Consider the following 16,759-nt stretch of genomic DNA (forward strand, 5'->3'; position numbering starts at 1 on the left):
CACACCAATGAACAAAAGAGATTTTCTAAAAAATGCAGCGGCACTTTCCACATTTGTATTATTACCATCTGGTTTATGGTCATGTAAAAAAGAAGTGAAAAAATTAACTAGATTACGTACCGCACATATTGGCGTTGGTAATATGGGAGCCGAAGACTTAAAGGCAATTTCATCACATAGTAAGGTAGATGTTACCGTTTTGTGTGATGTAGACGCTAATAATTTGGCCGCAGCAAAAGAACTGCATCCAAATGCAAAAACATATACCGATTATAGAGTAATGTTAAAGGAAATGGGTGATGAAATAGATGCAGTGATAGTATCAACCCCAGACCATACACACGCACCCGCATCAATGATGGCGATGGAAATGAATAAACCTGTGTATTGTCAAAAACCACTTACCCATTATGTATCTGAAGCCAGGGCAATGAACAAGCTAGCTGCAGAAAAAGGACTGGTAACACAAATGGGAATTCAGGTTCATTCATTCTACGATTATAAACTAGCCACCCTATTAATTCAATCAGGAATTATTGGCAAGGTACATACAGTTCGTGCCTGGTCACCTAAAGATTGGGGTTATGACGGACCTGAACCAACAGGTTCCGACCCAATTCCTAAATCATTAGATTGGAATCTTTGGTTGGGCACTTCGGCCGAAAGACCCTACAAAGAAGGTTTTTATCATCCAGGAAATTGGAGAAAATTAGTGGATTATGGTTGTGGCACTTTAGGTGATATGGGAGTTCATATTTTTGACACGCCGTATAACGCATTAGATTTACAGGTGCCCATGACCATTAAAAATGAATGTAGAGAACCTAATGGATTCGGATTTCCACAAAATAATATAGTAACCTACGAATTTCCACAAACCGATTACACTACAGAAACTTTGAAATGGGTTTGGTATGATGGCCCAGGTGCTCCACAAGACCATGAAGATTTAATACTACCAGGTGCAGAAGAAATAGCAACCTCAACCGACGTTACCGAAGATTCTATGGAAGACAAAATGTCATTAGAAACTAAAACAGCAAGTGAAGGAACCCTACCAGACCAAGGCGCTATGTTCATAGGTGAAAAAGGCAGACTGTTATTACCACATTTTATGCAGTTACCAAAGAAAATTGTCGATGGGGAATATGTAGATATTTCAGCGGAAATTGAAGCAGTCGAAAAAGCCAATAATATGGGAAAACCTATTCGTGATTATGATTCTGAAGGACCTAAACATTACCATCAGTTTGTAGATGCTTGTTTAGGTGACGATGAGACAACAGCTCCTTTTTCATACGCATCAAGACTTACAGAAACAATACTTCTCGGTGTAATAGCTGGAAGATTCCCTAATCAAGTTTTACACTGGGATAGTGAAAATGCTAAATTCGCTGAAGATGAAGCAAATGCTTATTTAGAAGGCGATTATAGAAATTTCTAAATCTCATTTTTAATATCACAAAAACCACTTTCGAGTGGTTTTTTTATATCTATATTTAAAGAAGAAATTAATTAACCCACCAACATCGACCATGAAAGAAATCTTCAAAATATCTTTTAGATTTGCTTTACTATTATTTTCAATACTGATTTTTCATAGTTGCACGAAGAAATTAGAACCGTTAATAGTGGTAAAGCCACATTCTTCGATTATTTTAATTGGAAATAATTTAGGGTCTAGAATGTTAAATTTCGGCACATTTGAAACCGAAATGCAACTTCGCTATCCTACAGATTCGTTAGTAATAAGAAACATGTGCGATGGTGGTGATACACCCGGGTTTCGCCCACATTCAGGTAGAGTATCGCCATGGGCTTTTCCAGGCGCAGAGAAATTTCAAAACGAGCTAGCTCAGAATTCTGGAAGTGAAGGTGTTTTTGAAACGCCCGATGAATGGTTATCACGATTAAAAGCTGATATTATATTAGGCTTTTTTGGCTATAACGAATCTTTTGAAGGCCCAGAAGGTATAGAAAACTATAAGGCAGAATTAGATGCTTTTATTAAGCACTCCTTAAAACAAAAATATAATGGCGCAACACCACCTCAACTAATAATCGTTTCCCCTATTGCTTTTGAAGACATTTCTGACCATGTAGATGTACCAAATGGTGAAACTGCAAATCAGCATCTCAAATTGTATTCTGAGGCTATGAAAGAAGTTTGCTTGGCAAATAACATTCCCTTCATAAATGCATTTCAAGCATCAAAGAGTTGGTACGACACAGATAATAATGACCTTACCATAGATGGTTCACAATTGAACAAAGTTGGATATGAAAAATTTGCTCAATTCTTAGCCGATGAGCTCACCGGAAATGAATCCGTAAAGTCAAAAGACAAAAGACTTGCCGTAAATAAAGCTATCCAAGAAAAAAATTTTTACTGGCATAATGACTATAAAATTCCGAACGGAGTACATGTTTTCGGTAGGCGTCATGCACCATACGGGCCAGACAATTATCCATATGAAATAAAGAAAACTAGAGAACTCACTGCTATACGTGATACATTGATTTGGGCTACTGTTCAAAATAAATCGTATGATATAGCTTCTGCAGATGCAATGACCAGTAAATTACCCCCTGTAGAAACCAATTATAATCTTGGTGACAAGGAAACTATTTTACAATACAAATATGGAGATGAAGCCCTAAAAACGTTGACAGTACCTAAAGGATATGAAGTTTCTCTTTTTGCTTCAGAGAAAGAATTTCCAGATTTGGCGAATCCTGCTCAAATTTCTTTTGATAACAAAGGTCGTTTATGGGTGGCAACGCTCCCCTCCTATCCTCATTATAAACCCGGAGACCCAAAACCTAATGATAAAATTATTATTTTAGAAGATACCGATAATGATGGTAAGGCCGATAAGGAAACAGTGTTTGTTGACAAACTACATTTACCTATCGGATTTGAATTTGCACCAGAAGGTGTCTATGTTAGTCAAGGCACGAATCTAAAATTATATACAGATACCGATGGTGATGACAAAGCCGACAAGGTAGAAATAGTATTGAGTGGTTTTGATGACCATGACACACACCATGCTATTTCTGCATTTTGCGCAGATCCTTCTGGGGCATTTTACATGTCCGAAGGTATTTTTCTTCACACGAATGTAGAAACTTCCTATGGCCCAGTTAGAGCAACTAATGGCGGGTTTTACAGATATAATCCGCAGCGAAAACAATTAGAGCGTACATTACAGGTAGCGATACCAAATCCATGGGGAATTGCCTTTGACGAATGGGGCCAAGATTTCTTTTTACATACTTCGGGACCAAAGGTGAATTGGATGATGCCTAGTTCGCTAAAACCTATTTATGGAATTTCTTCTCCTTTAACTGAAGAACTTATTGAAGAAGCCCATCGAGTTCGACCTACTTCTGGTATGGAATTTATATCTAGTAGCCACTTCCCCGAAGAGGTACAAGGCGACATGCTTCTAGCTAACTCTATAGGTTTTCTTGGCCTTAAACAGCATCAAATGATGGAAGATGGAACAGGATACAGCTCTAAACATCGCCAAGATTTAATTACCAGTAATGACCCGAATTTTAGACCAGTAGAAATGGAATTCGCTCCCGATGGCTCTTTATACATTGTTGATTGGCATAATGTCTTAATTGGGCATATGCAACATAATGCCCGTGATCCATTACGAGATCATGTGCATGGTAGAATATATAGAATTACGTATCCTTCTAGGCCGTTGGTAAAACCAGCGAAAATAGATGGAGCTTCTATTGACAAACTATTTGAAAATCTAAAATTACCAGAATACAGAACTCGATATAGAACACGTCGTGAACTGCGCGGAAGAAATGTTGATGAAGTTTTAACAGCGATGAAGGATTGGGTTTCAAATCTTGATACATCAGACCCTAATTACGACCACAACCGGCTTGAAGCTTTATGGGTGTCTTGGGGTATGAACAAAGTTGATGCACATCTATTGGAAGCCTTATTAAAATCAGATGACCATAAAGTACGTGCTGCTACAGTACGTGTAGTTCGCTATATGGGTCATCAATTAAACAATGTGATAGACTTATTAAAATTTGCTGCTTCAGATACACATGGCAGGGTAAGACTTGAAGCAATTACCGCAGCATCATGGTTACCAAAATCTCAAGGAATAGAGATATTAGAAGTTGCCAGAAAACATCCTTTAGATGAATGGATGCAAGATTCTTTTAACTTTGCCGAAACAAGATTGACAGGTAATTTCTTAGAAAAGACAGATGAAAAAATACTAGCCTCACATTTAAAGGGAGCTGAACTTGAGGTTTTTGCAAAAGGAAAGAAAATATATGAGACAGAAGGCTATTGCATTACATGTCATCAGGAAGGAGGTACTGGTTTGCAAAAAGCAGGATACCCAACTTTGGTGGGGCAAGAATGGGTTTTAGGTGATGAAGAAAGATTGATAAAATTAGTGCTTCACGGTCTTTATGGCCCAATGAATATTATGGGTAACCATTATGAAGGTCAGGTTCCTATGATGGCTTTTAAAGGGTTGTTAAAAGATGATGAAATTGCTGCTGTTCTTACCTATGCAAGAAATGCTTTTGGCAACAAGGCATCAGTAATTAATTCGGAGCAAGTGAAACGAGTACGAGAAGCAACAAAAGACCGAAATAGCTTCTACACTCCAGAAGAATTACTAAAAGAACATCCAATGAAATAATCGAACACTAATAAAAAAAACCAAAGAATGAATTTTAAATACGTTTTCCTGTTTTTCACTTCCATCCTTATTTCTTGTGGTGAAAAGACAAAAGAGAAAGTTGCATCTAAACAAGATAACAACTACCCACTTCATATAGTTTTCGTGACAGGTGAAGAGGAATACAGGTCTGAAGAATCTTTTCCGATGTTAGCAAAACTGGCAAAAAGAGAACTGGGCGCCAAGGTGACTGTGGTTTACTCTTTAGATAGCTTAGGATTTATAGACCCTAACAGAACTGACCATATTTCAGGATTAGAAGCATTAGAAACAGCAGATTTAATGGTGATTTTCATAAGATTTAGAAATCTCCCAAAAAATGAACGGGATTATATTACCAGTTATGCAGAATCTGGAAAACCCATGGTTGGTTTTAGAACAACAACCCATGCCTTTAAATATGATAACGATTCAACATTAGTAGAATTTAATGAAGAGTGGCCTGCAAAAGTATTCGGCCAACAATGGATTACCCACCATGGTCATTTTGATGATGGTAAATTTCCAGTAACAGATATCTCAATAATAGAAAGCCAATCTGAAAATCCCATATTGAACGGATTTGAGAAATTTGAAGCATACTCCTGGCTATATCATGTAGATGGCGGAGATTGGAAACTACAAGGGGATAGCAAACCATTGTTGATGGGACACTCAACAAAGTCTCAACATGAAATCGACGGTGACCTAGACAAATTTTCTTTAGACAATCCTGTGGCATGGACCAAAAGTTATACGGGTACTTCAGGAGATAAAGCCAGAGTTTTCTTTACAACTTTAGGCCACCCATACGATTTTAAAATACCCGTTGTACGCAAAATAGCCATGAATGGAATATATTGGGCATTAGGAAAAGAAGGTGAAATTCCTGAAGATGGTGTAAAAGTAACCTTAGACGAACCATTCTTGCCAAATAATTCTGGTTTCGGGCAAAAGTTTAAAAAGAACCAAAAACCCACACCTATAAAATAGCTCTTTACTAAATGTATGCTAATAGTGTTATTCGCTCTTTTAAAATGTTCTATTTTTGAAAAAAAAGTAGATTGAAAACCTTTTGCGCATCCATCCTTTTATTTTTTGGTTTCTCTTTATTGGGTCAAGCCCAAGAAAAAGGTGATGAAGAAGAATCAAAACAAATCAATATAGTATATGGTGCCAACTTCACTAAAAATGAAGTTGAATATCCTGGTGCTTCAATTTTCAGTAAAGATGACCGTCAGGTTCAATTCGAACATCAAGGCGCAGACCTTTGGTGCGATGTTGCCATTTTTTACCAAAAAGACAACCGGTTAGAAGCCATAGGAAATGTTATATTAAAGCAAGGTGACTCGGTAGAAATGACCAGTAAAAAAATCAACTATTTAGGGGATGTTAAACTTGCTAAGGCATGGGGCAATGTGGTTTTGACCAATTCTGACATGACCTTACGAACAGATACCTTGCGTTTAGACCGTGAAAAACAAGAAGCTTATTATCAGGATAATGGCACTGTAATTGATTCCTCAAATACCTTGACCAGTAAAATTGGTAAGTATTTTATGGAATTGAAAAAATACCAATTCTTAGATAGTGTACATGTTCAAAACCCTGAATACACCTTAGATTCAGAGCAGTTAGATTACTATACCACCTCAAAAAATGCGTACATGTATGGGCCATCTACTATAAATGGAGATACCTATAAAATTTATTGTGAAAGAGGATTTTATGACACCAAAGTAGAGAGTGGCTATGGTATAAAAAACACACGGATAGATTATAACAATAGAATTATTGAAGGGGATAGTGTATACTTCAATAAGGCGAATGAATTTGCCTCAGCTACAAACAATATTACCGTTACCGACACCATAAATAATGGAATCATAAGAGCTCACTATGCAGAAGTATATAAAGCTAAAGATTCTGTTTTCGCAACTAGAAGAGCAGTATCAATTTCTGTTCAAGAACGAGATTCTCTTTACGTTCATGGTGACACATTAATGGTTACAGGAAAACCTGAAAACCGCCTGCTTAGGGCATTCAGAAACGCCAAGTTTTACAAAACAGATTTAAGTGGTAAATGTGATAGCATACATTCTGAACAAAAAACAGGTATTACCCAACTCATAAAGAATCCGATTATTTGGAACGGAGCAAATCAAATGACTGGCGACAGTATTCATTTAAAATCGAATTTAGAAACTGAAAAATTAGACTCCTTAAAAGTACTAGAAAATGCATTTATTATTTCTTTAGATAGTGTTAGTATGACCGGATATAACCAAGCTAAAGGAATAAATCTATTCGGACGATTTATTGAAAACAAGTTAAAAATCATTGATCTTATCCAAAATACCGAGGTTGTTTATTATATGTATAATGATGACGATGAACTTATAGGCATTGATAAAACCGTTTGTAGTAAAATTCGAATTACGATGGCTGAAAATGACATTGAAGACCTAACTTTTTACACAGATCCCGATGGCGATATTTTCCCGGAAAAAGATTTGCCAGAGAACAGCAGGATCTTAAAGGGATTTGTCTGGCGTGGCGATGAACGCATTTTATCCAAAGATGATATATTTGATGAGGATGATAATAATTTGGAACTTGTAGTCATAAAAGGGATTGATAATCCTATTGATATCGATGCAGAAGAACTACAACGTAGCCAAAATGAAACGGACCCAATAAATAATATTTCTTCAAAAAATAAAACAATAGACCCAAAAAAGTCTACCAACCCTAAAAAAGTGAAATAGAAATTTCACATGAAAAACGATTTTTTAAAATATCAAGCACAAACTTCACCTCACCCTTTGGGAATGAAAATTTCACATGCCAGTGGAAGCTATATTTATGATACCGATGGCAATACTCATTTAGATTTTGTAGCTGGTGTTTCGGCCTGTACACTTGGTCACTGTCACCCAGAAGTAGTTGGTGCTATTAAAGAACAAGTAGAAAAATACATGCATGTAATGGTATATGGTGAATATGCACAATCACCAGCTACCAATTACACCAAGTTACTGGCAGAAAATTTACCTAAACCTCTAGAAGTTACTTATTTGGTGAATTCGGGAACGGAAGCTATCGAAGGTGCTTTAAAATTAGCACGTAGATTTACAGGGCGTTCACAAATTATTTCAGCTAAATCAGCTTACCATGGTAATACCATGGGAAGTTTAAGCTTGATGGATTTCGAAGAACGCAAAAGTGTTTTTAGACCTTTATTACCAGATATTTATCACATCAGGTTTAATAATGAAGAAGATTTAGATAAAATTACCAATAAAACAGCCTGTGTAATTTTAGAGACCATACAAGGTGGTGCAGGTTTCATTGTTCCGAAAAATGATTATTTAAGGAAAGTAAAAAAACGTTGTACAGAAATGGGCGCATTACTTATTCTTGATGAAATACAACCAGGTTTTGGTAGAACAGGAAAGTTATTTGCTTTTGAACATTTTAATTGTACTCCAGATATTCTAGTAATAGGGAAAGGAATGGCATCTGGGTTGCCTGTAGGTGCATTTACGTCTAGTAAAAAAATAATGGAAACCTTAAGTGAAAATCCTAAAATGGGCCATATAACAACATTTGGAGGAAATCCTGTAATTGCAGCATCCAGTTTAGCAACTTTACAAGTTCTACTGAAAACATCATTAATTGAAGACACCCTAAAAAAGGAGAAACTCTTTAAAGAATTATTGAAACATCCTAGGATAAAAGAAATTCGAGGCAAAGGATTAATGTTAGCTTTAATAATGGAATCTGCTGAAGCAGCCAATGAATTGGTCTTGCGTGCAAAAGAAGAAAAACTAATTTTATTTTGGCTATTATTTGAAAAAAAGGCGGTAAGAATATCACCTCCCCTAACTATTTCGAATACAGAAATTCACGAAGGTTGCACTACTATTTTAAAGATTTTAAATTCGCTCCAAACTATCGTTGTTAACTAATTTGTTAATAATAAAGGACCGAACAAAGGTTCAACCCTCTTACAAACACTTACTTTTAATTATCTAGTAAAACTAAAAGTTTCTATGGCGTTAGAATCTAACGAGAGACCGGACAAGCCTATCACCAAATTCGAATCAATGTTAAAGACAGATGATGTCTACTTCTTTGATGCCGAAGATTTTGAGGATATTGTGCACCACTATTTAAACCATGGTAAAATCTCTTTGGCTAAAAAAGGGATTAAAATTGGCCTACAACAACATCCTGGTTCTATAGAATTGAAACTACTTCTAGTAGAGGTTATGGTTTTTGAAAATCAAACAGAAAAAGCAGAAGCACTTTTAGACGAATTACAACTTTTAGATAATCAGAACGAAGAAATTTATATTCAACGAGCGAATATTTATTCAAAAAAAGATAATCACGAAGGGGCTGTTGAACTTTTGCAGCAAGCATTAAAAATAACTACGAATAGTTTTGATATTTATAGCCTTCTCGGAATGGAGTATTTATTCATGGATAACTTCAAACAGGCCAAAGATAGTTTCATGAAATGTGTTGAGTTTGATGAAGAAGATTACTCTTCGCTATACAATGTAATTTACTGTTTTGAGTTTTTAGAAGATTATGATGGCGCCATAATTTACCTTAACAAATACTTAGAAAAAAATCCGTATTGTGAAGTAGCATGGCATCAACTAGGTAAACAATATTACTATAAGGAATTATATACCGATGCATTAACATCTTTTGATTTTGCTATTATTTCAGATGACTCATTTGTAGGTGCTTATTTTGAAAAAGGAAAAGTACTTGAAAAATTAGGCCGACATAAAGAAGCAATAGAAAATTACGAGACCACCATTTCAATTGAAGACCCAACATCTCATGCATTTCTTAGAATTGGAAAATGTTATGAAAAATTGAAAGATACAGAAATGGCAAAATACTATTTCTATCAAACAGTTCATGAAGATCCTTTATTGGATAAAGGCTGGTTGGCTATTACTAAATTATATTTTAATACAAAAGATTATGAAAAGGCTGTTTACTATATTAATAAGGCATTAAACATAGACGGTGAAAATCCATCATATTGGAAAAAATGCGCCCAAATACATACCGCTTTAAAAAATTACGATCAAGCTGATTTTGCTTTTAAACAGGCTGTAGATTTAGGTAATTATGAATTGGATACTTGGTTGAAATGGGCCGACGTGGTCCATACAAACGGAGAAACTATTGCTGCCGTTCAAATCTTATCTCAGGGAAGGGAATTTTATCCTGAGAGCCTTAAGTTGTTATATAAATCTGTCGGATTTCAACTAATAGCTGAAGATCCAATAAATGCTAGAATAACTTTAATGAATGCCTTAAAAGTTGATAAGAACCAAAAAAAACTACATCTTTTTACCGATAAATTTCCTGAATTCGGCAATTCTGCCTGGACCAAAGAAATTATAAAAAAATACAAAAAAGCCTCGTAGAACGGGTTCTACATTTCATGGAAAATAGAAAATTAAAACATTACATATTTATCACTCTAAAAGGTATGGCCATGGGCATAGCAGAATTAGTTCCTGGTGTATCTGGCGGAACCATTGCTTTTGTTACTGGAATTTACGAAGAGTTCATTACCTCTATCAATAATGTTAATCTTAGCACTTTAAAGGTTTTAAAGGAAGAAGGATTTAAACAGTTTTGGCAGAAATTGAACGGTAACTTTCTAGTGGCCTTATTGGTTGGCATGATGATTAGCATCTTTTCTTTGTCGAAAGTTATTGCATGGCTTTTAGAGGAACATCCAATACCTACATGGGCATTCTTTTTTGGATTAGTATTAGCAAGCGTAATTTTTGTTGCAAAGTCAATTAACAAATGGAATTTTTTAGCTATTTTTCTATTTATTGTTGGCACAGCAAGTGCATTTTTCATAACTACTATTCCTCCCTCTACAGGTTCGGGTAGCTTACCATTTATTTTCTTTTCTGGTGCAATAGCCATTTGTGCTATGGTTTTACCAGGAATTTCAGGTTCCTTTATTTTAGTGCTATTAGGCTCATACAAAACTGTATTAGAAGCCGTAAATGAAAAAGAAATTAGCATTATAGCAACTTTCGCCTTTGGAGCCGTGTTCGGTCTTTTAAGCTTTGCAAGAATTTTAAAATGGATGTTCACTAACTATAAAGATGCTACACTTGCTATTTTAACAGGCTTTATATTAGGGTCATTAAATAAAATTTGGCCTTGGAAAAATGTAATTGAAATAATTCAAATTGGTAAAAAAGAAATTATAATAGATGAAAATATTTCTCCAATTGCTTTTAACGGAGATAATCAATTAACCTTTGCCATTGTTACCGCTATTATCGGTTTTTCTCTTATTTTTATATTAGAAAAATCCGCTTCAAGGAAGTAAGCGAACACCTACATGAATGAACCCAGATCCTTAACCGATAAATTTTTCTTGGTCATTAAGGGGCTATGCATGGGTACTGCTAATAAAGTGCCTGGGGTTTCTGGCGGTATTGTTGCTTTTGTCGGAGGTTTCTACGAAGAATTCATTTATTCGCTTCAAAAAATTAATGCTAAGGCTTTTAAATTATTAATTAGCGGAAGATTTAAAAGTTTTTATCGTTATATAAATGGCTCCTTTTTAACCCTTCTCATTTTTGGAATGCTGATTAGCTATTTTAGCATCTCTAAAATTCTAGATTATTTTTTAGAAAAAAGAGAACTATATGTATGGGCCTCCTTTTTCGGAATGATTTTAGGATCCATCTATTATATTGGAAAAGATCTCGATTATTGGAAAAAGAAGACATTTACCGCCGCCATCATAGGTCTAAGCATTGGTGTAGCTATTAGTTTTCTAAGCCCTGCAAAAGAAAATGACAACCTATTATTCATCTTTCTTTGTGGTATGATAAGTGTTTCTGGAATGACCTTACCTGGCCTTTCCGGGTCATTTATCCTTATATTATTAGGTAATTATGTACTGTTATTAGTTGATTCGGTAAACGCTTTGTATGATTCATTTTCAGAACTAATTGTTGGCGATTTCAGCGTTACTTCAAACTCAGAAAGACTTCATACACTTAAAATTTTAGCCGTATTCACTTTAGGTTCTGCAACTGGCCTTGTTACTTTATCTCATTTATTGACTTACGTTCTTAAACATTTTAAACATGTAACTACGGCAACAATCTTAGGTTTTATTACCGGTTCGCTTGGTGTTGTATGGCCATGGAAAAAAACCATTTATAAGACTGGAATTGATGGAGAAATCATATTTGATTCGAACGGAAAGCAAATAATAATGAACTATGAGCGATTTCTACCAGATATGACCACTTTAGAAAATTGGACAACCATTTTCTTTATTATTTTTGGTATTAGCATTTTGCTCCTTTTAGATTGGTATGGAAAAAACAGAAAAACATAAAGTAAATTTTGGTTTAGTAGGTAAGAATATTTCCTACTCTTTTTCGAAAGGTTATTTCAAAAAAAAATTCGATGCGCTAGGCTTGACTAATTACTCATATAATAATTTTGACCTAAAATCAATATCAGAATTTCCCGCCATTTCTGAAAACACTTCCAATATACAAGGTATCAATGTCACCATTCCCTTCAAAGAAGAGGTAATTCAGTTTCTTGATGATATCGATTTGGCCGCAAAAAAAATTGGAGCCGTCAATACCATAAAATTTACTGAAAATGGTTTGATAGGATACAATACCGACGCTTACGGATTTCAAAAATCAATAGAACCATATTTGAAGAAGCATCACAAGAAAGCATTGATACTTGGTACTGGCGGAGCCTCAAAGGCAATAGCTTTTGTCTTAGAAGAGCTAGGTATAGCGTTCTCATTTGTTTCTAGAAGTGGTAAGAATAATGGATTCAAATATGAAGAAGTAACCGATAATATTATTAGTGATCACACTTTAATTATCAATTGTTCACCTGTAGGTACTTTTCCAAATATCGAAGAAAAACCAGCTATACCCTATAATTCCATAAATAAAGAACATTTACTTTTCGACCTAATTTACAATCCTGACGAGACCGCTTTTTTAGCTTTGGGAAAAGCAAAAGGAGCTGCAATCTGTAATGGTCATCGGATGTTGGAATATCAAGCCGAAAAATCTTGGGAAATTTGGAATCAATAATTCAAGTATATTAAACATAAAGTTTTTAAATACTAGAGAATAGTATAGTTGCCAAAGTTTATCCTGTAAAATCACACCTAAAAAGAACCCTCAATTCTTTGCCATTCTTGAGGTAGTCACTATCTTGTAAAGATATAATATAGGATTATGTCTGAGGAAAAAGAACAACAATTACCTGAAAATTCAATAGAAGAAAAAACTGTACCCGAAACTTCTAAAAATAAAGTAGAAGAAACAGTTGACACCAATGAAATTTCAACCGAATTACCATCAGATTCATCAGCTGATAAAAAGATTCAAGAGGATGAAAAAGATGTCATGGATGAGATTGATGATTCCAATGCAGAAGATGCCGAGGATACCGACACCGTAAAACGTCATGAAATACCAATGCCTGATTATCATGAGATGAGCATGGAAAATCTGGTGGGTGAATTGCAGCGTTTAGTAAAAAATGAAAAGGTTCAGGCAATTAGAAAACATGTTGATACCATAAAAGATGAGTTCAATCAAAAGTTCGATGCGTTTTTAGAAGAGAAAAAAGAGGAATTTATATCTAATGGCGGTAATGAAATTGATTTCACATATAATTCGGTAGATAAGAGGCAATTCAACGAAGTATATAATGAATATCGTGATAAACGAAATCAATATTACAAAAGTTTAGAAAAAAGCCACAAAGAAAACTTAGCGTATCGCTTAGACTTAATTGAGCAATTAAAAGCTTTGGTAAATATTGAAGAAGATATAAATACTACCTATAACAACTTTAAAGATATACAGGCCAAATGGAGACATGCAGGACCAATACCGAAGGCCGATTATAATAATGTTTGGAAAACATATCATCATCATATCGAAATTTTCTACGATTTCTTAAATATAAATAGAGAATTTCGAGACCTAGATTTTAAGCATAATCTAGAGGAAAAAGGCAAGATAGTGGCCAGAGCTGAAGAACTTGGTCAAGAACCAGATTTAAACCGTGCATTTAGAGAATTACAAGTATTACATAAAATCTGGAAAGAAGATTTGGGCCCAGTAGGTAGAGACCATAGGAAAGAAATATGGGATAGGTTTAGTGCTGCAACAAAAATTATTCATGAAAGAAGACAAGACTATTTTAAAAATCTTGACAAAATAAAAGAAGGGAATTTAGAACGTAAAAATGGTATAATCGAGGAAATAAGTAATATTTCAGAAACCGTTTCTACCAACCACCGTACCTTACAACAACAAATTAAAAAAATTGAAGAGCTACGAGAAGCATTTTTTAAAGCTGGCCAAGTACCTCAAAAAGTAAATTCAAAAACCTGGAATTCATTTAAAGGTGCGGTTCGCAAGTTTAATCACAACAAGAATGCATTTTACAAGAATCTTAAAAAAGACCAACAAGAGAATTTAGATATAAAAAGAGCATTATTAGAAATAGCTATTTCTCTTAAGGAGAGTGAAGATTGGGATGCTGCTACATCGGAAATGAAGCGTATACAAGGAGAATGGAAAAAAGTCGGACATGTTCCTCGAAAATATTCAGATAAATTATGGAAAGATTTTAAGAATGCTTGTAACCATTATTTCGATAGGTTAAATGCGCTAAAAAATGATGCGTTTAAAGAGGAAGAAGATAACTACAAACAAAAAGACGATTGTATTGAAAGGCTTAAAGGTTTTGAATTAAGTGGTAATCAAGAGAAGGACTTGGCCTTAATCAAAAAATTTACAGAAGAATGGAAAACTTATGGAAGAGTGCCTTTTAAAAAGAAAAGTATTAATCAAAAGTTCGATAAAATAATAGATGCGTTATTCCTAAAAATGGGAGTTAGCAAGCAAGAATCTGAACTGTTGAAATATGGTAATAAAATTCAGCAACTTTCTAATGATGACAATCAAGAAAGAGCGATACAAAACGAGCGCGCATTTATTAGAAAAAAGATTGATGAGAGTAAAACTGAAATAAGACAATTAGAAAATAATTTAGAATTTTTCTCTAATGCATCTGAAAACAATCCCTTAGTTCAGGACGTAATTAAAAGAGTAAATCAGCATAAAGAAGCATTAGATGCCTGGAAAAACAAATTAAAAAAACTTAACATCTTAAAGAATAATTTAAATAAAGAGGTTGAAGAAAGTGAAATTTCATCAGAAGAAGAATAGTTAAACATTGTTCGCACCGCATGTATTTTTGACAATATTCTGAACTAGAGAAGCATGTATAGTTTAACCATAAACGAAAAAGAAAACTTAAAAATACAATCACCCTCTTTTAAAAATTCTATAAAAAAAAGCCTCTATTAAATAGAGGCTTTTTTTATGATACATGGTGAAATTACTTAGCTACGTTGACAGCCCTTGTCTCCCGTATTACCGTAACTTTTACCTGACCAGGATAAGTCATATCTGTTTGTATTTTTTGTGAGATTTCAAATGATAATTGTGAAGCTCTATCATCAGTCACTTTTTCACTTTCAACTATAACACGTAGTTCTCTACCTGCCTGTATCGCATAAGCTTTTTGTACTCCACTAAATCCAAAAGCAACCTCTTCAAGGTCTTTTAAACGTTGTATGTAAGAATCCAACACCTGTCTTCGTGCACCTGGCCTAGCTCCGCTAATAGCATCACAAACTTGTACTATAGGAGCTATTAAGGTCTTCATTTCTATCTCATCATGGTGGGCACCAATTGCATTACAGACTTCCTCTTTTTCACCGAATTTTTCCGCCCATTGCATACCCAAAATTGCATGTGGCGTTTCTACTTCATTTTCCGTATTTGGAACTTTTCCTATATCATGTAAAAGACCTGCACGTTTAGCTATCTTAGGATTAAGTCCTAATTCTGCAGCCATAACACCACAAAGTTTCGCTACCTCTCTTGAGTGTTGCAAAAGATTTTGTCCGTAAGAAGAACGGTATTTCATTCTACCTACCGCACGTATCAATTCTGGATGCAAACCATGAATACCTAAATCGATTACAGTACGCTTACCAATCTCAACTATTTCAGCTTCTATCTGCTTCTCTGTCTTTTTAACAATTTCTTCAATTCTTGCTGGGTGAATTCTTCCGTCAGTAACTAATTTATGAAGAGATAATCTAGCAACCTCTCTTCTAACCGAATCAAAACAAGAAAGTATAATTGCTTCTGGAGTATCATCTACAATTATCTCAACGCCTGTAGCAGCCTCTAAAGCTCTAATGTTTCTACCTTCTCTACCAATAATTCGCCCTTTAACATCGTCAGACTCAATATTAAAAACAGAAACACAATTTTCAACAGCCTCTTCAGTTCCTATTCGTTGTATCGTATTGATGATTATTTTACGCGCCTCTTGTTGTGCTGTTAACTTAGATTCTTCTACAGTTGCCTGAATATAGGCCATAGCATCAGACTTTGCTGTTTCTTTTAAGCTCTCAACCAATTGGTTTTTCGCATCGTCTGCAGATAATCCAGAAATTACTTCTAATTGCTGAATTTGACTCTTATGCATCTTATCTAAATCTTCATGGCGCTTTTCGAACAACTCTCTTTTTTGCTCTACTTCTTTTAATTTATTATCCAACTGAGAATTCATTTGCTTGTTTCTAGCAAGCTCGCTACTCACCTGAGATTCCTTATCCCTAGTGCGTTTCTCAGCCTCATTTATTTTTCTATCCTTGCTATTAATAACCTTTTCATGCTCAGCTTTTAATTCTAAAAACTTCTCTTTCGCTTGTAAGATCTTTTCTTTCTTGACACTTTCCCCTTCAGCATTGGCATCCTTTAATATGCGTTCAGCATCTTTTTTTGCATTTATTATGGTTTTAGAGGCTTTCCCTTTTTCCAAAAATTTTGCTACCGCAAAACCGATTGCCAGCCCAACTATTGCGGCAATAATTATCATTGTACTATCCA

At 34.8% G+C, this 16,759-nt stretch carries 11 protein-coding genes; 10 read left to right on the forward strand and 1 reads right to left on the reverse strand.

Features of this window, described 5'->3' with window-relative positions:
- Positions 1 to 7 precede the first annotated feature (7 nt).
- The 10 genes from AACZ49_RS11910 to AACZ49_RS11955 all read left to right on the forward strand — a co-directional run bounded on the left by AACZ49_RS11910 (position 8) and on the right by AACZ49_RS11955 (position 15,019).
- On the forward strand, positions 8 to 1,444 hold the full coding sequence (locus AACZ49_RS11910) for a Gfo/Idh/MocA family oxidoreductase (RefSeq protein WP_339655050.1): 1,437 nt from the start codon (positions 8 to 10) through the stop codon (positions 1,442 to 1,444).
- 91 nt (positions 1,445 to 1,535) lie between these two features.
- Complete coding sequence (locus AACZ49_RS11915) at positions 1,536 to 4,697, forward strand: PVC-type heme-binding CxxCH protein (protein WP_339655052.1); 3,162 nt, start codon at positions 1,536 to 1,538, stop codon at positions 4,695 to 4,697.
- Positions 4,698 to 4,724: 27 nt separating this feature from the next.
- The gene (locus AACZ49_RS11920) at positions 4,725 to 5,708 is read left to right on the forward strand and encodes a ThuA domain-containing protein (RefSeq protein WP_339655055.1); all 984 of its coding nucleotides are present in this window, start codon (positions 4,725 to 4,727) and stop codon (positions 5,706 to 5,708) included.
- 119 nt (positions 5,709 to 5,827) lie between these two features.
- Entirely contained in the window at positions 5,828 to 7,483 is a 1,656-nt protein-coding gene (locus AACZ49_RS11925) for an OstA-like protein (RefSeq protein WP_339655079.1), read from the forward strand.
- Positions 7,484 to 7,492: 9 nt separating this feature from the next.
- On the forward strand, positions 7,493 to 8,686 hold the full coding sequence (locus tag AACZ49_RS11930; RefSeq protein ID WP_339655058.1) for an aspartate aminotransferase family protein: 1,194 nt from the start codon (positions 7,493 to 7,495) through the stop codon (positions 8,684 to 8,686).
- An 84-nt stretch (positions 8,687 to 8,770) separates the two neighbouring features.
- Complete coding sequence (locus AACZ49_RS11935; RefSeq protein WP_339655061.1) at positions 8,771 to 10,174, forward strand: tetratricopeptide repeat protein; 1,404 nt, start codon at positions 8,771 to 8,773, stop codon at positions 10,172 to 10,174.
- 17 nt (positions 10,175 to 10,191) lie between these two features.
- Complete coding sequence (locus AACZ49_RS11940) at positions 10,192 to 11,106, forward strand: DUF368 domain-containing protein (RefSeq protein WP_339655064.1); 915 nt, start codon at positions 10,192 to 10,194, stop codon at positions 11,104 to 11,106.
- A 12-nt stretch (positions 11,107 to 11,118) separates the two neighbouring features.
- On the forward strand, positions 11,119 to 12,132 hold the full coding sequence (locus AACZ49_RS11945; protein WP_339655067.1) for a DUF368 domain-containing protein: 1,014 nt from the start codon (positions 11,119 to 11,121) through the stop codon (positions 12,130 to 12,132).
- Positions 12,110 to 12,862: a shikimate dehydrogenase gene (locus tag AACZ49_RS11950; RefSeq protein WP_339655070.1), complete on the forward strand. Its 753-nt coding sequence runs from the start codon at positions 12,110 to 12,112 to the stop codon at positions 12,860 to 12,862. Before AACZ49_RS11945 ends, AACZ49_RS11950 begins: the two co-directional genes overlap by 23 nt.
- A gap of 147 nt (positions 12,863 to 13,009) precedes the next feature.
- Positions 13,010 to 15,019 carry a DUF349 domain-containing protein gene (locus AACZ49_RS11955; RefSeq protein WP_339655072.1) on the forward strand — a complete coding sequence of 670 codons (2,010 nt, stop codon included), beginning with the start codon at positions 13,010 to 13,012 and terminating at the stop codon, positions 15,017 to 15,019.
- 172 nt (positions 15,020 to 15,191) lie between these two features.
- On the opposite strand, the gene rny is transcribed toward AACZ49_RS11955, so the two are convergent.
- The coding region (gene rny, locus AACZ49_RS11960; protein ID WP_339655074.1) for a ribonuclease Y at positions 15,192 to 16,759 on the reverse strand (1,568 nt) is incomplete at its 5' end.

Source organism: uncultured Maribacter sp. (assembly GCF_963975365.1).
Classification (GTDB): domain Bacteria; phylum Bacteroidota; class Bacteroidia; order Flavobacteriales; family Flavobacteriaceae; genus Maribacter.